This is a genomic window from Burkholderia pseudomultivorans (assembly GCF_902499075.1).
Taxonomy (GTDB): domain Bacteria; phylum Pseudomonadota; class Gammaproteobacteria; order Burkholderiales; family Burkholderiaceae; genus Burkholderia; species Burkholderia pseudomultivorans.
Genome location: NZ_CABVPP010000053.1, coordinates 1 through 22,227, shown reverse-complemented (window position 1 = coordinate 22,227; position 22,227 = coordinate 1). Strand labels below are relative to the sequence as shown.

General features: G+C 65.9%; 21 protein-coding genes and 1 tRNA gene. 9 read left to right on the top strand and 13 right to left on the bottom strand.

Translation table 11 applies throughout. The features are described 5' to 3' along the window. Positions 1-10: 10 nt before the first annotated feature. The gene (locus BST28156_RS26805; RefSeq protein WP_060244848.1) at positions 11-484 is read left to right on the top strand and encodes an outer membrane lipoprotein; all 474 of its coding nucleotides are present in this window, start codon (positions 11-13) and stop codon (positions 482-484) included. Positions 485-686: 202 nt separating this feature from the next. On the opposite strand, the gene BST28156_RS26800 is transcribed toward BST28156_RS26805, so the two are convergent. The 7 genes from BST28156_RS26800 to BST28156_RS26770 all read right to left on the bottom strand — a co-directional run bounded on the left by BST28156_RS26800 (position 687) and on the right by BST28156_RS26770 (position 8,641). After that, positions 687-1,379: a histone H1-like DNA-binding protein gene (locus tag BST28156_RS26800; protein WP_174903790.1), complete on the bottom strand. Its 693-nt coding sequence runs from the start codon at positions 1,377-1,379 to the stop codon at positions 687-689. Positions 1,380-1,407: 28 nt separating this feature from the next. Then, the gene (locus tag BST28156_RS26795) at positions 1,408-1,734 is read right to left on the bottom strand and encodes a hypothetical protein (RefSeq protein WP_080292839.1); all 327 of its coding nucleotides are present in this window, start codon (positions 1,732-1,734) and stop codon (positions 1,408-1,410) included. A gap of 82 nt (positions 1,735-1,816) precedes the next feature. Continuing rightward, positions 1,817-3,028: a ribonucleotide-diphosphate reductase subunit beta gene (locus BST28156_RS26790; protein ID WP_060244844.1), complete on the bottom strand. Its 1,212-nt coding sequence runs from the start codon at positions 3,026-3,028 to the stop codon at positions 1,817-1,819. Between the two features lie 364 nt (positions 3,029-3,392). Then, positions 3,393-6,392 (bottom strand): ribonucleoside-diphosphate reductase subunit alpha, encoded by a 3,000-nt coding sequence (locus BST28156_RS26785; protein ID WP_060244842.1) that lies wholly within the window; start codon positions 6,390-6,392, stop codon positions 3,393-3,395. A gap of 451 nt (positions 6,393-6,843) precedes the next feature. Further along, positions 6,844-7,434, bottom strand: a complete 591-nt coding sequence (ampD, locus tag BST28156_RS26780; RefSeq protein ID WP_060244841.1) for a 1,6-anhydro-N-acetylmuramyl-L-alanine amidase AmpD — start codon at positions 7,432-7,434, stop codon at positions 6,844-6,846. After that, a complete protein-coding gene (locus BST28156_RS26775; protein WP_174903789.1) occupies positions 7,431-7,730 on the bottom strand; it encodes a PP0621 family protein in 300 nt (99 codons plus the stop codon). Before BST28156_RS26775 ends, ampD begins: the two co-directional genes overlap by 4 nt. A 14-nt stretch (positions 7,731-7,744) precedes the next feature. Next, positions 7,745-8,641, bottom strand: a complete 897-nt coding sequence (locus BST28156_RS26770; protein ID WP_060244837.1) for a cytochrome C assembly family protein — start codon at positions 8,639-8,641, stop codon at positions 7,745-7,747. Between the two features lie 87 nt (positions 8,642-8,728). On the opposite strand from BST28156_RS26770, the gene ffh reads away from it, so the two are divergent. Both ffh and BST28156_RS26760 read left to right on the top strand, forming a co-directional pair. Further along, positions 8,729-10,096: a signal recognition particle protein gene (ffh, locus tag BST28156_RS26765; RefSeq protein WP_009688451.1), complete on the top strand. Its 1,368-nt coding sequence runs from the start codon at positions 8,729-8,731 to the stop codon at positions 10,094-10,096. Positions 10,097-10,190: 94 nt separating this feature from the next. After that, positions 10,191-10,742 (top strand): hypoxanthine-guanine phosphoribosyltransferase, encoded by a 552-nt coding sequence (locus BST28156_RS26760; RefSeq protein WP_009688452.1) that lies wholly within the window; start codon positions 10,191-10,193, stop codon positions 10,740-10,742. An 89-nt stretch (positions 10,743-10,831) separates the two neighbouring features. Here BST28156_RS26760 and BST28156_RS26755 read toward each other — a convergent pair whose 3' ends face one another. Both BST28156_RS26755 and BST28156_RS26750 read right to left on the bottom strand, forming a co-directional pair. Next, the gene (locus BST28156_RS26755) at positions 10,832-11,434 is read right to left on the bottom strand and encodes a MarC family protein (RefSeq protein ID WP_040126599.1); all 603 of its coding nucleotides are present in this window, start codon (positions 11,432-11,434) and stop codon (positions 10,832-10,834) included. Between the two features lie 21 nt (positions 11,435-11,455). Next, positions 11,456-13,192, bottom strand: coding sequence for a proline--tRNA ligase (locus BST28156_RS26750; RefSeq protein WP_060244833.1), 1,737 nt, complete (start codon positions 13,190-13,192; stop codon positions 11,456-11,458). A 218-nt stretch (positions 13,193-13,410) separates the two neighbouring features. Here BST28156_RS26750 and BST28156_RS26745 point away from each other — a divergent pair, with 218 nt between their 5' ends. Both BST28156_RS26745 and BST28156_RS26740 read left to right on the top strand, forming a co-directional pair. Further along, complete coding sequence (locus BST28156_RS26745) at positions 13,411-14,058, top strand: RNA pyrophosphohydrolase (RefSeq protein WP_009688455.1); 648 nt, start codon at positions 13,411-13,413, stop codon at positions 14,056-14,058. Positions 14,059-14,071: 13 nt separating this feature from the next. Continuing rightward, positions 14,072-14,680 carry a CNP1-like family protein gene (locus tag BST28156_RS26740; RefSeq protein WP_060244831.1) on the top strand — a complete coding sequence of 203 codons (609 nt, stop codon included), beginning with the start codon at positions 14,072-14,074 and terminating at the stop codon, positions 14,678-14,680. Positions 14,681-14,780: 100 nt separating this feature from the next. On the opposite strand, the gene proB is transcribed toward BST28156_RS26740, so the two are convergent. From proB to rplU, 4 genes are all read right to left on the bottom strand, one after another. Continuing rightward, positions 14,781-15,899, bottom strand: coding sequence for a glutamate 5-kinase (proB, locus tag BST28156_RS26735; protein WP_174903788.1), 1,119 nt, complete (start codon positions 15,897-15,899; stop codon positions 14,781-14,783). A 100-nt stretch (positions 15,900-15,999) separates the two neighbouring features. Continuing rightward, a complete protein-coding gene (gene cgtA, locus BST28156_RS26730) occupies positions 16,000-17,109 on the bottom strand; it encodes an Obg family GTPase CgtA (RefSeq protein ID WP_040126597.1) in 1,110 nt (369 codons plus the stop codon). Positions 17,110-17,295: 186 nt separating this feature from the next. Next, positions 17,296-17,559 (bottom strand): 50S ribosomal protein L27, encoded by a 264-nt coding sequence (rpmA, locus tag BST28156_RS26725; RefSeq protein WP_038709050.1) that lies wholly within the window; start codon positions 17,557-17,559, stop codon positions 17,296-17,298. 24 nt (positions 17,560-17,583) lie between these two features. Beyond that, positions 17,584-17,895 carry a 50S ribosomal protein L21 gene (gene rplU / locus BST28156_RS26720; RefSeq protein ID WP_006025184.1) on the bottom strand — a complete coding sequence of 104 codons (312 nt, stop codon included), beginning with the start codon at positions 17,893-17,895 and terminating at the stop codon, positions 17,584-17,586. Positions 17,896-18,104: 209 nt separating this feature from the next. Between rplU and BST28156_RS26715 the strand changes: the two genes are divergently transcribed. The 4 genes from BST28156_RS26715 to BST28156_RS26700 all read left to right on the top strand — a co-directional run bounded on the left by BST28156_RS26715 (position 18,105) and on the right by BST28156_RS26700 (position 22,132). Next, positions 18,105-19,100: a polyprenyl synthetase family protein gene (locus BST28156_RS26715; protein ID WP_060244826.1), complete on the top strand. Its 996-nt coding sequence runs from the start codon at positions 18,105-18,107 to the stop codon at positions 19,098-19,100. A 145-nt stretch (positions 19,101-19,245) separates the two neighbouring features. Further along, positions 19,246-19,322 (top strand) — tRNA-Pro (locus BST28156_RS26710). Positions 19,323-19,473: 151 nt separating this feature from the next. Beyond that, the gene (locus tag BST28156_RS26705; protein ID WP_060244823.1) at positions 19,474-20,772 is read left to right on the top strand and encodes an HlyC/CorC family transporter; all 1,299 of its coding nucleotides are present in this window, start codon (positions 19,474-19,476) and stop codon (positions 20,770-20,772) included. A gap of 94 nt (positions 20,773-20,866) precedes the next feature. Further along, positions 20,867-22,132: a GspE/PulE family protein gene (locus BST28156_RS26700; RefSeq protein ID WP_174903787.1), complete on the top strand. Its 1,266-nt coding sequence runs from the start codon at positions 20,867-20,869 to the stop codon at positions 22,130-22,132. Positions 22,133-22,227 lie beyond the last annotated feature (95 nt).

The following is a 22,227-nucleotide window of genomic DNA, read 5'->3' as shown; positions in this document are numbered from 1 at the left end:
GAGAGCAAAGATGTTGACGAAAAAGAACCTCACGCTTGCGGCAATGCTGACCGCCACGCTGAGCCTCGCCGGCTGCTTCACGCCGCCCGGCTCCGCCGATGTCTATAGCGTCGGCCAGGCGCAGCGCGAACAGACGGTGCGCATGGGCGTCGTCGAGAGCGTGCGCGCGGTGCGGATCCAGTCCGACGGCGGCGGCAGCGCGATCGGCACGCTTGGCGGCGGCGCACTCGGCGCGGTCGCGGGCAGCGCGATCGGCGGCGGCAAGGGTTCGATCCTGACGGCGATCGCCGGCGGTCTCGTCGGCGCGGTCGCAGGCAACGCGGTCGGCGAAAACCTCAGCACGGCGAACGGTGTCGAAATCACCGTGCGCCTCGACAACGGCGACCTGCGCTCGATCACGCAGGCGGCGAGCGGCGAAGTGTTCCGCGCCGGCGAACGCGTGCGGCTGCTGTCGAGCGGTGGCGTCACGCGCGTCACGCACTAACCGGTACCTCAGCGCGCGGCGCAAGCCGCGGTCGAACGCATGTGCGAAACTGCACATGCGTTTTTTTTCGCGCATCCGCAGCGGCTGCCCGCGCAGGAACGAAAAAATCCCGCCACCTGAGCCAGATGGCGGGATCGATTGAGTAGCGCTACTCAACCCACGGACACCGTATGCGTGTCCGGGTGGTGCTGGTCAACCGCGATTACGGACGGCTGCCGGTCGGGAACGGCCATGCCGCTGCCGGGTTGAGCGCGGTCTTCACGCCCGATGCCGGCGCGACCGATGCGGTCGACGCGGTGGTTGCCGGAGCAGCCTTCTTCACGACGGCCTTCTTCGGCGCAGCAGCCTTCTTCGCAGGCGCGGCCTTCGTTGCAGCGGGAGCAGCGGCCTTCTTCGCAGCGGGGGCAGCCTTCTTGGCAGGCGCGGCCTTCTTCGCAGCAGCCTTCTTCGCAGGCGCGGCCTTCTTCGCGGCAGCCTTCTTCGCCGGTGCGGCCTTCTTCGCAGCAGCCTTCTTCGCCGGTGCGGCCTTCTTCGCTGCGGCCTTCTTCGCCGGTGCGGCCTTCTTCGCAGCAACCTTCTTCACCGCGACCTTCTTGGCTGCGACCTTCTTGGCTGCGACCTTCTTGGCTGCGACTTTCTTCGCTGCGGCCTTCTTCGCCGGTGCTGCCTTCTTCGCAGCAACCTTCTTCACGGCGACTTTCTTCGCTGCAACCTTCTTCGCTGCGGCCTTCTTCGCCGGTGCTGCCTTCTTCGCGGCAACCTTCTTCACCGCGACCTTCTTCGCAGCAACCTTCTTCACTGCAGCGGCCTTCTTCGCCGGCGCAGCAGCCTTCTTCGCAACGGTCTTCTTGGCAGCGACCTTCTTAGCAGCCGGTTTCTTCTTGGCAGTAGCCATGTTGTTCTCCTTCAGGTTCAGATGAGAGTCAGTTCAAACTACACCCTTCGTCAAAACCCGCTTCCCGCGGACGCTGTTCAGGACGTGCGCTTCGAAGCGGGCTATTCATCGGCGTACGCGGATACCGCACGCTTACGCTAATGAATACGGTATGGCGCGCGTGGCCACCCGGCCTCGCGCGCCAAATCAAGTCGGTAGCCGGCGCACCTCGCGCCGCTACCCCTAATCGCTTGATCAAGCGGACCGCCACACGGCCGTCCGCTTTTTCCGGAGGGAAGTTTGCCCATCCCACTGAAGGGTTCGCAAAGTGCCTGTCGTGTCGTTGGGCCGTTAAGGCACCGGGCATGCTTTGCATCAGGCGTTCTTGCTCCTAAACCTTGAGCCGGGGCCGAGAGGCCGCCGGCTGCTCCATCGTGTCACGGATTCGCTGCTGCGGGTCATTCCCAGGACAGCGCGCCACCCGTCTGATACTCGATCACACGCGTCTCGAAGAAGTTGCGTTCCTTCTTCAGGTCGATCATCTCGCTCATCCACGGGAACGGGTTTTCCTCGTTCGGGAACAGCGGATCGAGGCCGATCTGCTGGCAGCGGCGGTTGCTGATGAAGCGCAGATAGCTCTTGAACATCGACGCGTTCAAACCCAGCACGCCGCGCGGCATCGTGTCCTCGGCGTAGCGGTATTCGAGTTCGACAGCCTGCTTGAACAGCTCGCGGATCTCCGCGCGGAATTCCGCGGTCCAGAGATGCGGGTTCTCGAGCTTGATCTGGTTGATCAGGTCGATGCCGAAATTGCAGTGCATCGACTCGTCGCGCAGGATGTACTGATATTGCTCTGCAGCACCCGTCATCTTGTTCTGGCGGCCGAGCGCGAGGATCTGCGTGAAGCCGACATAGAAGAACAGGCCTTCCATGATGCACGCGAACACGATCAGCGACTTCAGCAGCTTCTGATCGGCTTCGAGCGTGCCGGTCTTGAAGGCCGGATCCGTCAGCGTATGGATGAACGGGATCAGGAATTCGTCCTTCGCGCGGATCGACGGGACTTCGTGGTACGCGTTGAAGATCTCGCCTTCGTCGAGGCCGAGCGATTCGACGATGTATTGATACGCGTGCGTGTGGATCGCCTCTTCGAACGCCTGGCGCAGCAGGAACTGGCGGCACTCGGGCGCCGTGATGTGGCGGTACGTGCCGAGCACGATGTTGTTCGCGGCGAGCGAGTCGGCCGTCACGAAGAAGCCGAGGTTGCGCTTGACGATGCGACGCTCGTCCTCGGTCAGCCCGTTCGGGTCCTTCCACAGCGCGATGTCGCGGGACATGTTGATTTCCTGCGGCATCCAGTGGTTCGCGCAACCGGCCAGATACTTTTCCCACGCCCACTTGTACTTGAACGGCACCAGCTGATTGACGTCAGTCTGGCCGTTGATGATGCGCTTGTCGGCGACATTGACCCGCGCTTCCGAACCGCCGGCGGGAACAGCCGATGCTTGCGGCGGCACCGCAAGATCGCCTTCGAAAATGTCGCGGACCTGATGGGCGGCAGGCGACGCAGCCTGCATTCCGACAGCCATCCCGGCGGAGGTGCGCATCGCGTTTTGCTGCGCCCCGCTCGCGGGAGTTACGGCGGTCATCTCGTCATCCCAGTTGAGCATAAATTCTCACCATCAATTTAGAACGGTTTGTACCATCTTTTCCTGAGCGATAAAAGGGTTCGCTCACGAAAAATCCTTTTTTCGATTCGCGTTGCGACCTCGATACAACACTTTGAGCAACGCATCGTCGGTCATGCAGTGCGCGACGCATGTCGCGCTCGTATCGCGAGGTGCGCTCGACGCATCGAACGCTGATCGAAACGCGACGTCGTCGGGGGTGTTTCGATCGCTCGTCACTGCCTGCAACGCATCGTGCCGCGTTACAGATTCCTTATCATTTTTTTAGTAGAGAGCGGCGCGCACTTCAACCTCGATCGGTTGTCGCGCGCGCCGCCCGGCACTGCTTCGGGTCAGGCGCGCCGCGTTACTGGCACGCTTCGCACTCGTCGAAGCCCGGGTCGCCCGGACGCATCGTGCACACCGGACCATCGGCCTCGACCGGTGCGAGTGCCGGCGCCGCATCGACCGCGCCCGACGACGACGCTGCGCCGCCTGCCGCACCGAAGCCGCCCGCTGCGCCTTGCGCGCCGCCGCTGCCCGCGCCGCCGCTCGTCGGCACCGCGTTCAGCGCGCCGTGCGCGACCGTCGACTTCTCGACGTGCGTCGCTGCCATCGTGCGCAGGTAGTAGGTCGTCTTCAGGCCGCGCAGCCATGCGAGCTTGTAGACCTCGTCGAGCTTCTTGCCCGATGCGCCGCCCATGTAGATGTTCAGCGACTGCGCCTGGTCGATCCACTTCTGGCGACGCGATGCGGCTTCGACCAGCCACGTCGGATCGACTTCGAACGCGGTCGCGTAGATCGCGCGCAGGTCGGCCGGAATGCGGTCGATGCGCGACAGCATGCCGTCGAAGTACTTCAGATCGGCGACCATCACCTCGTCCCACAGGCCGCGTTCCTTCAGGTCGCGCACGAGGTACTCGTTGACCACCGTGAATTCGCCCGACAGGTTCGACTTCACGTACAGGTTCTGGAAGGTCGGCTCGATGCACGCCGACACGCCGATGATGTTCGAGATCGTCGCCGTCGGCGCGATCGCGACGCAGTTCGAGTTGCGCATGCCGTGCGCGGCGATCCGCGCGCGCAGCGCCGTCCAGTCGAGCGATTCCGACGAGTCGACCTCGACGTAGCCGCCGCGTGCTTCCGCCAGCAGCTTCAGCGTGTCCTGCGGGAGGATGCCGCGATCCCACAGCGAGCCGCGGTAGCTCGAGTAGCGGCCGCGTTCCTCGGCCAGCTCGGTCGACGCGTAGTACGCGTAGTAGCAGACCGCTTCCATCGAGCGATCGGCGAACTCGACCGCCGCCTCCGACGCATACGGCGTGCGCAACAGATGCAGGCAGTCCTGGAAGCCCATGATGCCCATGCCGACCGGGCGGTGCTTCAGGTTCGAGTTACGCGCCTTCGGCACCGCGTAGTAGTTGATGTCGATCACGTTGTCGAGCATGCGCATCGCGACGCTGATCGTGCGCTTCAGCTTGTCGTGGTCGAGCGCGTAGCTGCCGTCTGCCTGCTTGACCAGGTGGGCGACGAGGTTCACCGAGCCGAGGTTGCACACCGCGATTTCGGTGTCGCTCGTGTTCAGCGTGATTTCCGTGCACAGATTCGACGAGTGGACGACGCCGACGTGCTGCTGCGGCGAGCGGATGTTGCACGGATCCTTGAACGTGATCCACGGGTGGCCCGTCTCGAACAGCATGCCGAGCATCTTGCGCCACAGCTGCTGCGCCGGAATCTTCTTGAACAGCTTGATCTCGCCGCGCGCGACTTTCTCTTCGTAAGCCGTGTAAGCCGCCTCGAACTCCGCGCCGAACTTGTCGTGCAGGTCCGGGCAGGTCGACGGCGAGAACAGCGTCCATTCGCCGCCTTCCATCACGCGCTTCATGAACAGGTCGGGAATCCAGTTCGCCGTGTTCATGTCGTGCGTGCGGCGACGATCGTCGCCGGTGTTCTTGCGCAGCTCGAGGAATTCCTCGATGTCGAGGTGCCACGATTCGAGGTACGCGCAGACCGCACCCTTGCGCTTGCCGCCCTGGTTGACCGCGACGGCCGTGTCGTTGACGACCTTCAGGAACGGGACCACGCCTTGCGACTTGCCGTTCGTGCCCTTGATATGCGAGCCGAGTGCGCGCACGCGGGTCCAGTCGTTGCCGAGGCCGCCGGCGAACTTCGACAGCAGCGCGTTTTCCTTCAGCGCTTCATAGATGCCGTCGAGATCGTCCGCGACCGTCGTCAGGTAGCACGACGACAGCTGCGAGCGGTGCGTGCCCGAGTTGAACAGCGTCGGCGTCGAGCTCATGAAGTCGAAGCTCGACAGCACGTTGTAGAACTCGATCGCGCGCGTTTCGCGGTCGATCTCGTTCAGCGACAGGCCCATCGCGACGCGCATGAAGAATGCCTGCGGCATTTCGATGCGGGTACCGCCGACGTGCAGGAAGTAGCGGTCGTACAGCGTCTGCAGGCCGAGGTAGCCGAACTGCAGGTCGCGGCTCGCGTCGAGCGCGTCGCCGAGGCGCTTCAGGTCGAACTGCAGCAGCTTGTCGTCGAGCAGGCCGGCGTCGACGCCGCGCTTCAGGAACTGCGGGAAATACTCCGCGTAGCGGGTCGACATCTCGGCCTGGACCACTTCCTCGCCGAGGATCTCGCGACGGATCGTGTGCAGCAGGATGCGAGCCGTGACCTGGCTGTATGCGGGGTCCTTCTCGATCATCGTGCGCGCCGCGAGGATCGCCGAGTCGTAGACCTGGCTCATCGGCACGCCGTCGTACAGGTTCTTCACCGTCTCCGCGACGATCGGGTCAGGGTTAACCGCAGCGCCGAGACCGTCGCATGCCGACACCACCAGCGCGCGCAGCGCGTTCAGGTCGAGCGGGCGCGTCACGCCGTTGTCGACGACGTTGATCACGCCGCCGGCCGTCTCGCCGCCCGCCACCGCCGCTTCCTCGCCTGCATGCTGACGCTCCAGGTGACGCTTCTCGCGATACAGCACGTACGCACGCGCGACGTTGTGCTCGCCGCCGCGCATCAGCGCGAGTTCGACCTGGTCCTGGATGTCTTCGATATGGAACGTACCGCCGTTCGGGCGGCTGCGCACGAGCGCGCGCACGACGTTGTGCGTGAGCTGGTCGACCAGCTCGCGCACGCGCGCCGACGCCGCGCCCTGCCCGCCGTTGACGGCCAGGAAAGCCTTGGTCACCGCGATCGCGATCTTCGAGGGCTCGAACGACACCACGCTGCCATTGCGGCGGATCACCTTGTAGTCGGCGAACGTTGCCTGCGGCGCGAGCGCCGGCGCGCCTTGTGCGGCCCCGCCGAGAGGACGGCTCGAAGCGCTCTCGTACTGGGACGTCGCGTTGTCGGTGGTTTGCATGTGCAAAGCTCCTGGTGTTGGATGGTGCGGAGAGATCCGCGGATTAAAACGAACGCCGCGCAACGCGATGCGCGAGCGGTAAGAGGCGAGCGATGCGCCGGGGAAACCGGATCCGTCGATGCGCGACAACCGATCCGGTCGTGTGCTTCGTCATGTATACCCCGCCCCGTCGAAGTTCGCTGCGCCGATCGCGGCGCCCGGACCGTCCGGCCCGGCGCGCCGCCCTGGGAACGCTGTCCGCCGGCGTTGGCCGCCGGCCGGTGCCGCTCGGGTTTCCCCTGCGACACACACTATATCTAGTGCAGAACTACTCAACCGGCACCAAGTATAGTGGACATTCGGACGACGTCCAAACGGATAATTTGCGGCGAAGGTCTTGACATCGCTCGCGCGCAGACACGACAAGGCATTGGTCGGAGAAAAAAGATTCTCCGCTCAAAAAACCCCGCGCTCAGTGCTGACGGAAAGGAAAGTATTCGGCGGAAAAGCCGGCATCGCTCGCGAAGCGTTGCCAATCGAAATGCGGGCCCGGGTCGGTCTTGCGGCCCGGCGCGACGTCCGCGTGCCCCGCGAACGCGTCGACCGGATAGCGCGCCGCGAGCGTGCGCGCGAGGGCCGCGAGCGTCGCGTACTGCGCGGCCTCGAACGGCACGTCGTCCGCGCCTTCGAGCTCGATGCCGATCGAGAAGTCGTTGCAGCGCGTGCGGCCGAAGAATTCGGACGCGCCCGCATGCCACGCGCGCTCGTCGCACGACACGAACTGCACGAGTTCGCCGTCGCGGCGAATCAGGAAGTGCGCGGACACGCGCACGCCGCGCAGGTGGCTCTCGTAATAAGGGTGTGCGTCGCAGTCGAGACGATTCAGGAACAGCGCCTCGATCGCGTCGCCGCCGAACTCGCCGGGCGGCAGGCTGATGTTGTGCACGACCACGAGCGTCGGCACCGCGCCCGCGGGCCGCGCCTCGACATTCGGCGACGGCGCGTGGCGCGCCTCGCGCACCCAGCCGTGCGCGTCGACCGACAGCAGCACCGCGTCGCTCATCGCGCGTCCTGGCCGCCGGCGCGTGCCGCGTGACGCTGCGCGTGCTCGGTGCTGCAGAAATACTGGCCGCCCGCGACGACCGCGTCGCCCTGCGGCGCATGCACGCCGCACTCGGCGCAGCGCACCATCGGCTCGGGCAGCGCACGCGCGTCGCCGTTCGCACGGCCGCCGTAGCCGGACGCGCCGGGGCCTGCCGCGCCGCGCTCGCTGCGCGCCTGCTCCTGGGCCCGGCGCAGCTTGCGCGCGACCCACGAACTGGCGAAGAACAGGAGGATCAGGAGAAGAATCTGTCGCATCGAAAACCTGCCGGTCAAACCACGGAACGGTGCAGCAGCACCTCGAACACGAAGCGGCTGCCGACATACGCGAGCAGCAGCGCGGCGAACGACACGAGCACCCAGCGTGCGGCGCCGCGTCCGCGCCAGCCCGAGGTCCTGCGCGCGACCAGCAGGCCGCCGAACATCAGCCACGACAGGATCGCGAACACCGTCTTGTGATCGAGGCGCAGCGCGCGCGCATCGACCTGCTCGCTGAACAGGATCCCCGACGCGAGCGTCAGCGTGAGCAGCACGAAGCCCGCGCCGATCAGGCGGAACAGCAGCTTCTCGAGCGTGAGCAGCGGCGGCAGCGTCTCGAGCCAGCTCGCGATCCAGCCGGTCGAGCCGTCGCGCCCGCCGCTTCTCAGCGACTGCAGACGCCGCTCGACCATCAGCATCAGGATCGCGTGCAGCGCCGCGATCGCGAACAGGCCGTACGCGATGTTCGCGATCAGGAAGTGCAGCTTGAACAGCGGCGCTGCGGCATAAGGCAGCACCCGCACGCCGCCGAACACGAGCGGCAGCAGCGACGCGACGCAGGCGAGCGGCAGCACGAGCAGCCGCAGGCTGTCGAGCGGGAAGAAGAAGCTCTCGATCCAGTAGATGCCGGCGCCGAGCCAGAACATCGCGGACAGCGCGAACGCGAAGCCGAAGATCATCGCGTCGTGCGGGAAGATCGTCATGTGCAGCAGCACGCCGTGCGCGACGAGCGCGGCGCCCAGCAGCGCGCGGCCGGCGCCGCTCATCCCGGACGCGGCGGACGCCGGAACCGGCACGGCCGGCACGCTCGCGACGAGCGGCGGCGTCGCGCCCTGGCGGTGCGTGCGCCAGCCTGCGACGGCGAGGCCGCCATACAGGAACGCGGTGAGGGCATACAGTACAATATCCATGTTCGAAGTTTACACTAGGCCCCCTTCCCGCGACGGCTCCGTTGTTCGGTCCGCTGCGCCTTCGGGCCCCACTGTCCATCGCTCCCCATGCTCGACAATCTCACTCAACGGATGGCGCGCGTCGTCAAGACGCTGCGCGGCGAGGCCCGGCTCACCGAGGCGAACACGCAGGAGATGCTCCGCGAGGTGCGTCTCGCGCTGCTCGAGGCCGACGTCGCGCTGCCGGTCGTCCGCGAATTCATCGCCAAGGTCAAGGAAAAGGCGCTCGGCGAGGAGGTGATCAGCAGCCTGTCGCCGGGCCAGGCGCTCGTCGGCGTGGTCCAGAAGGAACTGACCGCCGTGATCGGCGGCGACTACGAAGGCAAGGCCGCCGAGCTGAACCTCGCGGTCGCGCCGCCCGCCGTGATCCTGATGGCCGGCCTGCAGGGCGCGGGCAAGACCACGACGGTCGGCAAGCTCGCGAAGCTGCTGCGCGAGAAGTACAAGAAGAAAGTGCTGACCGTGTCGTGCGACGTGTATCGCCCGGCCGCGATCATGCAGTTGAAAACGGTGAGCGAACAGGTCGGCGCCGACTTCTTCCCGTCCACGCCCGAGCAGAAACCCGTCGACATCGCGCTCGCGGCCGTCGACTGGGCGAAGCGCCACTACCATGACGTGCTGATCGTCGACACGGCCGGTCGTCTCGGCATCGACGAGGCGATGATGCAGGAAATCGCCGCGCTGCACGGCGTGCTGAAGCCGGCCGAAACGCTGTTCGTCGTCGACGCGATGCTCGGCCAGGATGCGGTCAACACCGCGAAGGCGTTCAACGACACGCTGCCGCTCACCGGCGTCGTGCTGACCAAGCTCGACGGCGATTCGCGCGGCGGCGCCGCGCTGTCGGTGCGGCACGTGACGGGCAAGCCGATCAAGTTCGTCGGCGTCGCCGAGAAGCTCGACGGCCTCGAGGTGTTCCACCCGGACCGGATGGCGAACCGGATCCTCGGCATGGGCGACATCCTCGCGCTCGTCGAGGAAGCGCAGCGCGGCGTCGACGTGCAGGCCGCGCAGAAACTCGCCGACAAGGTGAAGAAAGGCGGCGACTTCGACCTGAACGATTTCCGCGCACAGATCTCCCAGATGAAGAACATGGGCGGCCTGTCGTCGCTGATGGACAAGCTTCCCGCGCAGTTCCAGCAGGCCGCGGCCGGCGCCGACATGGGCCAGGCCGAGAAGCAGATCCGCCGGATGGAGGGGATCATCAGCTCGATGACGCCCGCCGAGCGCGCGAAACCCGAGATCATCAAGGCGACGCGCAAGCGCCGCATTGCAGCCGGCGCGGGCGTGCCGGTGCAGGAAGTCAACCGGATGCTGAACCAGTACGACCAGATGCGTACGATGATGAAGAAGCTGAAGGGGGGCAACATGCAGAAGATGATGCGCGGCCTGAAGGGCATGATGCCCGGCCTGCGCTGATTTCGCCCGACGGTCGGCGCGCGGGTTTGTGCTGTAGCGCGCGCCGCCCGTTCTGCTTCATTCTTATTTGTATACCGACTGCCCGCCAGAACACATGAACCGCGAAGAAGCCCTCCATATTTTCGACCACTCCGAAGAGATCGTCTCGGCGGACGCCGTCAACGCGTCGATCGCCCGGATGGCCGACGCGATCCGCGCCGAGATCGGCGACGCGTTCCCGCTCGTGCTCTCGGTGATGGGCGGCGCCGCGGTGTTTACCGGGATGCTGCTGCCGCATCTCGATTTCCCGCTCGAATTCGACTACATCCACCTGACGCGCTACCGCAACACGACCCAGGGCAGCCCGGAAATGCACTGGCGCGTCGCGCCGCGCGAATCGGTGAAGGACCGGATCGTGCTCGTGCTCGACGACATCCTCGACGAAGGCGAGACGATGGCCGCGATCCGCGACCGCATCCTCGACATGGGCGCGAAGCGCTTCATGTCGGCCGTGCTGTGCGAGAAGACGCTCGCGAAGGCGAAGCCGCTGCATCCCGACTTCTGCGGCTTCTCGGTGCCGGACCGCTACGTGTTCGGCTGCGGGATGGACGCGAAGGGCTACTGGCGCAACCTGCCGACGATCCGCGCGCTGACCGCGAACGTCTGATCGCCCCGCTTCGCAGCACATAAAGAAGAAAGCGGCGCCCGGTTGCCCGGAGCGCCGCTTTTTTTTCATCCGTTCGTGCCGCGGCTGCCCTACAGCTGGTGGACGAACGCGCGGATGCCGCCCAGCATCATCTCGACCGAGATCGCGACCAGCACGAGCCCCATCAGCCGCTCGAACGCCGCGACCGTGCGCTCGCCGATCCACTGCTGGATCCGCTCGGCCAGCACCAGCGTGACCGCGCAGACGATCATCGTGACCGTCAGCGCACCGACCCACTCGAGCATCTTGCCGGGCGCCTGCGACGTCAGCAGCATCACCGTCGCGAGCGCAGACGGCCCCGCGAGCGCCGGAATCGCGAGCGGCACGATGAACGGCTCGCCGCCCGCGCGCGGATCGTTGCCGAGCGCGCCGTCCGGGTGCGGGAAGATCATCCGCAGCGCGATCAGGAACAGCACGATCCCGCCGCCGAGCCGCAGCGACAGGTCGGTCAGGCTCATCATCCGCAGGAAGCGGTCGCCGACCAGCATGAAGAACAGCAGGATCACGAACGCGATCCCCACCTCGCGCAGGATCAGCTTCACGCGCCGCTCGCGCGGCACGTCGCGCATCGCCGAGATGAACAGCGGGATGTTGCCGAGCGGATCGGTGATCAGCACGAGAAGCACGGTGGCCGACAGAAAGGTGTATTCCACCGTGTTCCCCGGTCGGTGCGCTTAGTGGGCGAGCGCCGCGCGGATCTTTTCCGCGACCGTCGCCGCGACGGCATCCGCCGGCAGCAGCGTCGCTTCGGCGTCGCGGCGGCCCTGGTACTCGATCTTGCCTTCCTTGAGCCCGCGCTCGCCGATCACGACGCGATGCGGCACGCCGATCAGTTCCCAGTCGGCGAACATCACGCCCGGACGCTCGCCGCGATCGTCGAGGATCACGTCGATGCCGGCCGCGCTGAGCTCCGCGTACAGCTTGTCGGCCGCTTCGCGCACCGCGTCGCTGCGGTCATAGCCCATCGGGCACAGCACGACCTCGAACGGCGCAATCGACTCGGGCCAGATGATGCCCTTGTCGTCGAAGTTCTGTTCGATCGCCGCGCCGAGAATGCGCGTGACGCCGATCCCGTAGCAGCCCATCAGCATCGGCTGCGGCTTGCCCGACTCGTCGAGGAACGTCGCGCCCATCGCTTCCGAATACTTGGTGCCGAGCTGGAACACGTGGCCGACCTCGATGCCGCGGCAGATGTCGATCACGCCCTTGCCGTCCGGCGACGGATCGCCCTTCTGCACGTTGCGCACGTCGGCGACCTCCGGCTCCGGCAGGTCGCGGCCCCAGTTCACGCCCGCGATGTGATAGTCGACCTCGTTCGCGCCGACCACGAAGTCGCTCATGTTCGCGACCGTGCGATCCGCGATCACCTTCACCGGCTTCTTCGTGCCGACCGGGCCGAGATAGCCCGGCGGCGTGCCGAACCATTCGACGATTTCCTGCTCGGTCGCGAAGCGGTGGTTCTTCAGCCCCGGCAGCTTCGATACCTTGATCTCGTTCAGGTCGTGGTCGCCGCGCAGCATCACGAGCCAGATCGTCGGCTCGGCGCCCTCGTTGTCGGTTGCCAGCACGATCGACTTGATGGTGCGCTCGAGCGGAATGCCGAGCAGTTCGGCAACCGCCTCGCACTTCGCCTTGCCGGGCGTCGCGACCTTCTCCATCGCTTCGGCCGGCGCTGCGCGCTCGGCGATCAGCGACAGCGCTTCGGCGGCCTCGACGTTCGCCGCGAACTCGGAGGTCGGGCAATAGGCGATCGCGTCCTCGCCCGTATCGGCGATCACGTGGAACTCGTGCGAGAAGTTGCCGCCGATCGAACCGCTGTCGGCCGCGACCGCGCGGAACTCGAGACCCAGGCGCGTGAAGATGCGCACGTACGCGTCGTACATCTTGCGATACGACTCGTTGAGGCCTTCGGCATCCTTGTCGAACGAGTACGCGTCCTTCATGATGAATTCGCGGCCGCGCATCACGCCGAAGCGCGGGCGGATCTCGTCGCGGAACTTCGTCTGGATCTGATAGAAGTTCACCGGCATCTGCCGGTAGCTCTTGATCTGGTTGCGCGCGATGTCGGTGACGACTTCCTCGTGCGTCGGCCCGATCACGAAGTCGTTGTCCTTGCGGTCCTTGAAGCGCAGCAGCTCGGGACCGTACTGCTCCCAGCGGCCCGATTCCTGCCACAGCTCGGCCGGCTGCACGGCCGGCATCAGCAGTTCGAGGGCGCCCGCCCGGTTCATTTCCTCGCGCACGATCGCCTCGACCTTGCGAATCGAACGCAGGCCGACCGGCAGGTAGTTGTAGATGCCGCCGGCGACGCGACGGATCATGCCGGCGCGCACCATCAGCTTGTGACTGACGATCTCTGCGTCGGCGGGTGCCTCTTTCAGGGTGCCGATAAAGAAACGGGAAGCTTTCATGCGGACGGTTCCAAAAACGGCGCCCCCAGGCGGGGCGCCCGAAAAAGATTCAAGGTGAAAAAGCTGCGCGCGGCGAACGGCAATGGCGCAGATGACTTAGCAGACAAATCAGGGACAATTCAGCCGGCACGCCCCGCGCGGATTCGCTCCGGCACGGTGCGCAGCGCCCGTTATCTGTTTATAATCAAAGCAATTTTAAAGGATTCGAAGGTGGTTGTATGCTGGATCGTGAAGGCTTTCGCCCGAACGTCGGCATCATCCTCTTGAACGCGCGCAACGAGGTGTTTTGGGGCAAACGGCTCCGCGAGCACTCCTGGCAGTTTCCTCAAGGTGGGATCAAGTACGGCGAGACCCCCATGCAGGCGATGTACCGGGAATTGCACGAGGAAACCGGGCTGCATCCGGAACACGTCAAGATAATCGGCCGCACACGCGACTGGTTGCGTTACGAGGTGCCTGACAAGTTCATCAAGCGTGAAGTACGCGGCCATTACCGCGGCCAGAAACAGATCTGGTTCCTGCTGCGGATGGTCGGACGCGATTGCGACATTTGCTTGCGCGCGACCGATCACCCGGAGTTCGATGCGTGGCGCTGGAACGAGTACTGGGTGCCGCTCGACGCGGTGATCGAGTTCAAGCGGGATGTCTATCAGTTGGCGCTGACGGAACTGTCGCGCTTCCTGCGCCGCCCGGCGCAGCGAGCCGAAAAGCCGCGCGGGCCGCGTCTGTCGCGCTATCCGCGCGTCGTCGGCGCCCAGCCCCAGCAGACGCTGACGATTGTCGACACATCGGTGGTCTGTTCCGAGATCGAAGTGGAGGCGAGCACGCTCGACGAGATGCCGCCCCGCGTGATCGTCGGCAAGTGACGAATCGAACTGCATGACCGGGCGCGACCATGGTGTCGCGCCCTTTTTTTACGAGGAATGCATATTGAAAGCGATTGCTCTCGCGCTCGCATCGATCGCCGCGGCGGCCGCACTGGCCGGCTGCGCGAATTCGAAGGCACCGACCAACAAGGATGACAGCGCATTCGTGTATCTGCTGGACCGCCAGGGCAACTGGAAGGAAAACGCGGTCGATACGCTGCCCGCGCTGCCGCAGACGGCCGACCTGCTGCCGTTCAACGTGTCGCAGAATACGCCGCTGAAATTTTTCGTCGATGCGAAGTCGCTCGCGGTCGGCAGCGACGGCGTCGTGCGTTACACGGTCGTCATCACGAGCCCCGCAGGCGCGCGCAACGTGAACTACGAAGGCATCCGCTGCGACACCTACGAATGGCGCCAGTACGCGGGCCTGAATTCGGATCACGACGCGTGGGACCGCACGGTCGAGAACGACTGGCGGCGCATCGAGAACGGCGAGCTGAACGCCTACCACTCGGCGCTGTACCAGGACTACCTGTGCTCGAACAAGATGCCGCAGGGCACGACCCAGCAGATCCTCGAGAACATCCGCTTTCACCGCACCGCGATGAGCCAGATGCGCTGAGTACGGCGCCTCGCGGCCCTGCGCCGCCGGCTTGCCGTTCGAAACAAAGCCCGCAGCTGCGGGCTTTTTCATATCAGCGAGCCGATGCAGGACCGCGCGATCACACCAGCACGAGGTTGTCGCGATGGATCAGCTCGGGCTCCAGCATGTAACCGAGCACGGTTTCGATCTCGCCGCTCGGCTTGCGATGGATCAGCTTGGTTTCGGCGCTGCTGTAGTTCGTCAGGCCGCGCGCTACTTCGCGCCCGTCGGGGCCGACGCACGCGATCACCTCGCCGCGCGCGAACGCGCCCTGCACGTCGGTCACGCCGATCGGCAGCAGGCTCTTGCCGCCGGCCGTCAGCTTCTCGACCGCACCCGCATCGATCACGACGTGCCCGCGCACCTGCAGGTGGTCGGCCATCCACTGCTTGCGCGCCGCCATCCGCGCGGTGCGCGCGATCAGCTGCGTGCCGATCGCCTCGCCGCCGGCAAGACGCACGAGCACGTCGGCTTCGCGACCGCTCGCGATCACGGTGTTCGCGCCGCTATGGGCCGCACGCTTCGCCGCGAGAATCTTCGTCAGCATCCCGCCGCGGCCGAGGCTCGAGCCCGCGCCGCCCGCCATCGCCTCGAGCTCCGGCGCGCCCGCGTTCGCCTCCGCGACCAGCGTCGCGGACGGGTCCTTGCGCGGATCCGCGGTAAACAATCCCGACTGATCGGTGAGAATGATCAGCGCATCGCCTTCGATCAGGTTCGCGACGAGTGCGCCGAGCGTGTCGTTGTCGCCGAACTTGATTTCGTCGGTCACGACCGTGTCGTTCTCGTTGATGATCGGCACGACGCCGAGCCGCAGCAGCGTGAGCAGCGTCGAACGCGCATTCAGGTAGCGCTCGCGATCCGCGAGGTCGGCATGCGTGAGCAGGATCTGCGCGGTGCGGATGCCGTGCTCGGTGAAGCGGCTCTCGTAGACCTGCGCGAGCCCCATCTGGCCGACCGCGGCGGCCGCCTGCAGCTCGTCGATCTCGCGCGGCCGCTTGCTCCAGCCGAGCCGCTGCATGCCTTCGGCGATCGCACCCGAGCTGACGAGCACGACTTCCTTGCCCTGCGCGCGCAGCGCAGCGATCTGCGCGGCCCAGCGGCCGATCGCAGCATGATCGAGCCCCTTGCCGTCGTTGGTCACGAGGCTGGAACCCACCTTCACCACCAATCGCTTCGAATCCGCGATGATCGAACGCATCGTGCGCTGTCTCCTGTATCTGATGCCTGCCCGGCCGGGCGCGATTGAATTCCGGCGCCGGACGCAGGTCCGGCGCGCTTCGGAGCCGTGTCGGCGCCGCTCAGGCGTCGTCGCCCGGCGCCTCGCCGCCGGCAGACGGCGCGTCGCGGAAGCGCACGTCCGCGGCCAGGTCTTCCGCCTCCGCCGCGCGGTGCGCGTCCGAATGCTCGGCCAAGTAGTCGTAGATCGCGTAGCACAGCGCCTCGCAGCCCTGGCCCGTCAGCGCCGAGATTTCGAACACCGGGCCGTCCCAGCCGAAACGCTCGAGAAAATCGTCGACGCGCGCTTCGCGCTCGTCTTCCGGCACCATGTCGAGCTTGTTCAGCACGAGCCAGCGCGGCTTCTCGTAGAGCGCCTCGTCGTACTTGCGCAGCTCGCCGACGATCGCCTTTGCTTCCGCGACCGGATCGACCGATTCATCGAACGGCGCGAGGTCGACGAGATGCAGCAGCACGCCGGTGCGCTGCAGGTGCCGCAGGAATTGATGGCCGAGGCCCGCGCCTTCGGCGGCGCCCTCGATCAGCCCCGGGATGTCGGCAATCACGAAGCTCTTGCTCGGGCCGACGCGCACGACGCCGAGATTCGGCGCGAGCGTCGTGAACGGGTAGTCCGCGATCTTCGGCTTCGCGTTCGACACCGACGAGATGAACGTCGACTTGCCCGCGTTCGGCATGCCGAGCAGGCCGACGTCGGCCAGCACCTTCAGCTCGAGCTTCAGCATGCGCCGCTCGCCCGGCTTGCCGTCGGTTTTCTGGCGCGGCGCGCGGTTCGTGCTCGACTTGAAATGCAGGTTGCCGAGGCCGCCGGCGCCGCCCTTCGCGAGCATCACCTGCTGGTCGTGCTCGGTCAGGTCGGCGATCAGCTCGCCGGTATCCATGTCGGTGATGATCGTGCCGACCGGCATGCGCAGCGTGATGTCGTCGCCGCCCTTGCCGTAGCAATCCGAGCCGCGACCGTTCTCGCCGTTGCGCGCGAGATGCTTCTTCGCGTAACGGTAGTCGATCAACGTGTTGATGTTGCGGTCGGCGATCGCGTAAACGCTGCCGCCCCGGCCGCCGTCACCGCCGTCCGGTCCGCCGAACGGAACGAATTTCTCGCGGCGCATCGACGCGCTGCCATCACCTCCGTCCCCGGCGATGACTTCGATTCGTGCTTCGTCAATGAACTTCATTCGTCACTCCGCCCAGTATTTCCGCTATTGTGCCGCGCGCCCGCGTGCTTGAACAATCTGCCGTTCGGCCGATCGAGCGCGGACGCGCGCAACCGGCGGTCACGCGCACGCGACCGCCGGCCAAATAAAAAAGGCCCCGCGAAGACTGCGGGGCCTTTCGGCTACGAAGCCCGTGGGTGCCTGAACTTAGGCAGCCGCCGGGACGACGATGACCGTATGCTTCTTGTCCGCGCCCTTGGTCGCGAACTTCACGTGGCCGTCGACCAGCGCGAACAGGGTGTGATCCTTGCCCATGCCGACGTTATCGCCAGCGTGCATGCGCGTGCCGCGCTGACGCACGATGATGCCGCCGGCGTTGATCGCCTGGCCGCCGTACACTTTCACGCCGAGACGTTTCGACTCGGAGTCGCGGCCGTTCCGGGAAGAGCCGCCTGCCTTTTTGTGTGCCATCTGATTGCTCCTTTACCGAGGCGCTTACGCGTTGATCGCGTCGATGCGCAGCTCAGTGTAGTTCTGGCGGTGGCCGCCGTGCTTTTGGTAGTGCTTCCGGCGACGCATCTTGAAGATGGTGACCTTGGCATGACGACCGTGCGACACAACGGTGGCCTTGACGGAAGCCCCACTGACCAGCGGCGTACCGAACTTAATCGATTCGCCTTCGCCCACTGCGAGAACCTGGTCGAGCGTGATTTCAGCGTCAATGTCAGCCGGTATCTGTTCTACTTTCAGTTTTTCGCCAACGGCAACCTTGTACTGCTTGCCGCCGGTTTTTATGACCGCGTACATTGAGAACCTCACTCTGGATCCATTTTTCCGCACACCACGCGCGGAAAAGGCGTGATTATACAGAGAGTTAGCATCGAAGTCAAAGCCGATTGACGATTGCCGCGCGCAGGCCTCGGCCGGACGGCCAAAATCGCGGGTCCGGAACGTGCGGCAGACCGGAATATGGCGGATTCGACTTATAATCCGCGGCATCACCCAATTCCATCATCATGTCGTCGTCCACCGCCTCCCCCACCCTCAGCGCCGCCCACCTGCTCGCCCCGATCGCCAGCGACATGGAGCAGGTGAATCGCGTTATCCGGCAAAGCCTCGCGTCCGACGTGCTGCTGATCAACCAGATCGCCGAGTACATCATCGGCGCGGGCGGCAAGCGGCTGCGTCCGGCATTGCTGCTGCTCGTCGCCGGCGCGCTCGGCGAGACCTCGCACCAGCGGCACGTGCTGGCCGCCGTCGTCGAGTTCATCCACACGGCCACGCTGCTGCACGACGACGTCGTCGACGAATCGGAGCTGCGCCGCGGCCGCCAGACGGCCAACGCGCTGTTCGGCAACGCGGCGAGCGTGCTGGTGGGCGATTACCTCTATTCGCGCTCGTTCGAGATGATGGTCGGCGTGGGCAAGATGCGTGTGATGGAAATCCTGTCCGAAGCGACCACGATCATTTCCGAAGGCGAGGTGCTGCAGCTGCTCAACATGCACGACGCCGACGTCGACGAGACGCGCTACATGCAGGTGATCCGCTACAAGACTGCCAAGCTGTTCGAGGCATCGGCGCGGCTGGGCGCGGTGCTCGCGGGCGCCGACGCGCCGACCGAAGCCGCCGCGGCCGAATACGGCCGCCGGATCGGCACCGCCTTCCAGATCATGGACGACTGGCTCGACTATGCGGGCACCGCCGAGGCGATGGGCAAGAATGCCGGCGACGACCTGCGCGAAGGCAAGCCGACGCTGCCGCTCATCTATCTGATCGAGCGCGGCACGCCCGAGCAGTCGGCGCTGGCGCGCGAGGCGATCGAACAGGGCGGCACCGACCGCTTCGACACGATCTTCGACGCGATCACGCGCTCGGGTGCGCTGGACCATACGCTCGAATGCGCGCGCCAGGAAGCGCAGGCCGCGGCGAGCGCGATTGCCGCGTTCCCGGATTCGATCTACAAGGAAAGCCTGCTCGGGCTGTGCTCGTATTCGACGTCGCGGCAGTCATAAGCGGCAGCCATCGGCGTATCGCACCCGTCTCGAAAAAATTTCTTCAACAAAGTATTCCTTTTTCGAAAAAGCGCTGTTATAGTTATGTTCTTGCTCGACGACGCAGCGGTCTTGAAGAAGACGGCGAAATCGGAAGAGTCCAAATCGGGGTGTAGCTTAGCCTGGTAGAGCGCTACGTTCGGGACGTAGAGGCCGGAGGTTCGAATCCTCTCACCCCGACCAGATTTGCAAAAAACCGTGCACGACGTGCACGGTTTTTTTTCGTCCGCTTCTTGTCCGTTCGCAGCATCCGCCCGACCGGGGGCGACACATCCCCGCCGCCGGCCTCTGCTATATTCCCCCCATCCCTGTCCTTCACTGCCCTTTCCGACGCGTGGACCAAATTCCCTTATGGGCGCAAATCGGCGCCGTCTTCCTGCTTCTCCTCTGTTCCAGCTTCTTTTCGATTTCCGAAACCGCGATGATGGCGCTCAACCGCCATCGGCTCAAGCATCTCGCAAGCCAGGGCGCGCTCGGCGCGAAAACCACCCAGGGCCTGCTCGCGCGGACCGACCTGCTGCTCAGCGTGATCCTGATCGGCAACAACCTGTTCAACACGATCATCCCGGTCCTGACGACGTCGCTCGCGCTGCATACGTTCGGCCGTAACAATCTCGCGCTGTCGATCGCGACCGGCATCGTCGCGTTCCTGATCATCGTGTTCGCGGAAATCGCGCCAAAGATCGTCGGTGCGACGTTCCCCGAGCGCATCGCGCTGCCCGCGAGCCTCGTGATCGCACCGCTGATGCGCGTGTTCAAGCCGGTCGTGTGGTTCGTCAACGCGCTTGCGAACGGCGTGCTGTGGGTGCTGCGCATCAACACGAAGAAGGGGCGCGACCAGCGGATGTCGGCGGACGAGCTGCGCGCCATCGTGCTCGAGTCGAGCAGCTTCATGCCGACCAAGCACCGCAGCATCCTGCTCAACCTGTTCGACCTCGAGAACATCACTGTCGACGACGTGATGGTGCCGCGCCGCCAGATCGAATCGCTGAACTTCCACGCGCCGCTCGACGACGTGCTGCGCCAGCTCGAAACCTGCTATCACAACCGCCTGGTCGTCTACGAGGGCGACATCGACAAGGTGCTCGGCGTGCTGCACGTGCGCAAGACGCTGACCGCGCTGCACAACCAGGACTTCGACCGCGACACGCTGCGCGCGCTGCTCGCCGAGCCATACTACGTGCCGTCGGGCACGCCGGTCGTCCAGCAGCTTCAGTACTTCCAGGAGAGCCGGCAACGCACCGCGCTGGTCGTCAACGAGTACGGCGAACTCGAAGGGCTCGTCACACCCGAGGACATCATCGAGGAGTTGATCGGCGAATTCACGACGTCGATGCCGCGCAGCGAGCGCGCGGGCGGCTGGGACGAAAACGGCGAATGCATCGTCGCGGCGAGCATGCCGCTGCGCGAACTGAACCGCTGGCTGCATCTGAAGCTGCCGACCGACGGCCCGAAAACGCTGAACGGCCTGATCCTCGAAATCCTCGAGGAAATCCCCGAAGACGACGTCTGCCTGAAGATCGGCGACGTGATGCTCGAAGTGATGCGCAGCGACGATCAGGCGGTGCGCACCGTCAAGCTGTTCAAGCCGCGCGGCACGGCACCGCGCATGAAGGCCCTCTCCCGCCGCTAACGGGGCCATAGCCGAACGGCCGACTGCCCACGCCGCCCGCGACGCGCGACCATGGACGGGTCACGCTCAACAGGCGGCCGACGCGCCGGCTCACATGCACTTTTCCGCTCCAGGGGCGCCGTTGCACACGCAACCGCCCACCCTCGCCGATGCCGCGGCATCCCGCTCGCTCGATGCCGCCCAGCTCGACGATGCGCCGGCCGTACGGCTGCTGACCGATACGCTGCACGCGGCAGACGCGCGCGACGCATCGGACATTCACGTGGAACCGTTCGAGACCGGCTGGCGCATTCGCGTGCGCATCGACGGCGTGCTGCACGAGCACGCGCGGCCGCCCGCTCACCTGCGCGACGCGCTGGTCACGCGGATCAAGGTACTCGCGCGGATGGACATCGCCGAACGCCGGCTGCCGCAGGACGGCCGGCTGCGCATCGCGCTCGACGGCGGCACGCGCGGCGACTACCGCGTCAGTTCGCTGCCGACGCTGTTCGGCGAAAAACTGGTGCTGCGCCGGCTCGAAACGCTGCCGCCCGATCTCACGCTCGAACGCCTCGGCTTCGACGCGCAGCAGGCCCGTGCGATGGAAGCCGCGATACGTGCGCCGCACGGCCTCGTGCTCGTCACCGGACCGACCGGCAGCGGCAAGACGCTGTCGCTCTACTGCGCGCTGCAGATGCTCGATCGCGACGCGCACAACGTCTGCACGGTCGAGGACCCGGCCGAGATCCAGCTCGACGGCATCAACCAGGTCGGCGTCGCCGAGAAAGCCGGGCTCACGTTCGCCACCGCGCTGCGCGCGCTGCTGCGGCAGGACCCGGACGTCATCATGGTCGGCGAGATTCGCGATGCGGAAACCGCGGACGTCGCGATCAAGGCCGCGCAGACCGGCCATCTGGTGCTGTCGACGCTGCATACGAACGACGCACCGGCCGCCGTCGCGCGACTGCTCGACATCGGCGTCGCACCCTACAATCTCGCGGCCGCGCTGCGCCTCGTGACCGCGCAACGCCTCGTCAGGCGCCTGTGCGTTGCGTGCCGCACGCATTCGGACGCGCCGCCGCGCGCGCTGCGCGAAGCCGGCTGCGACGGGTCGGCGCTCGAATCGGGGTGGCGGCCGTTCGTCGCGCGCGGCTGCCCCGCGTGTCATGGGATCGGCTATCGCGGCCGCATCGGCCTGCACCAGACGATGCCGGTTTCGCCGGGACTGGCGGAGCGTATCGTCGCGCGCGCCAGCGTCGGCGAACTCGCGCGATGCGCGGCAGCCGAAGGCGTGCGCACGCTGCGCGACGCCGCGCTCGCGCGCGTGCGCGACGGCACGACGAGCGTCGCGGAAGCACTGGCCGCGACACCGGACGCATGAGCACGCCGCCTCGCGAAACCCGCTTCGCGTGGCGCGGTCGTCGTCGCGACGGCACGCCGCGCCGCGGCACCGTCATCGCGTTCGACGCCGCGGCC